Annotated in this window: 1 protein-coding gene; it reads right to left on the bottom strand. The window is 60.7% G+C overall.

Annotation, left to right across the window (positions count from 1 at the left end; all coding sequences use genetic code 11):
* The coding region (locus RSB01_RS14265; RefSeq protein WP_332625786.1) for a type 1 glutamine amidotransferase domain-containing protein at positions 1-505 on the bottom strand (505 nt) is incomplete at its 3' end.
* Between the last annotated feature and the right edge of the window lie 29 nt (positions 506-534).

Below are 534 nucleotides of genomic sequence, written 5' to 3' on the forward strand. Positions count from 1 at the left end.
GGCCCGCGGCGTCTTCCTCGCTATTGCTGAAACCGGTGACCGCTTTGCCTGCGATCAGTGGCTTACCGTCGCTGCCCTTGACGTGGAGCAATACCGCCGGCGCGTGACAAACAGTTGCGATCGGCTTGCCGGATGCGTTGGCGTGCTCGATCAGGGCGATGGACGTGACATCTTCGGCAAGATCCCACAGCGGGCCATGGCCGCCGGGGTAGAACACAGCATCAAACTCGGCGCTGGAGAGGTCACTGAGCGTTCGCGTATTTGCCAACGCTTTCATGGCGGCGGTATCGGCCTCAAAGCGACGAGTGGCGTCGGTCTGGAAGTCGGGCTCGTTACTCTTCGGATCCAGCGGTGGCAGGCCGCCTTTTGGCGATGCCAGAGTCAACTGCGCACCGGCATCGAGGAAGGCGTAGTAAGGCGCGGCAAGCTCTTCAAGCCAGAAGCCGGTCTTTTCGCCCGTGTCGCCCAGTTGGTCGTGGGAGGTTAAAACGACGAGGATTTTCATGCGGTTTACCTTTTGCTTCAATACGCGGG

The organism is Brevundimonas sp. (assembly GCF_036659295.1).
Taxonomy (GTDB): Bacteria; Pseudomonadota; Alphaproteobacteria; order Caulobacterales; family Caulobacteraceae; genus Brevundimonas.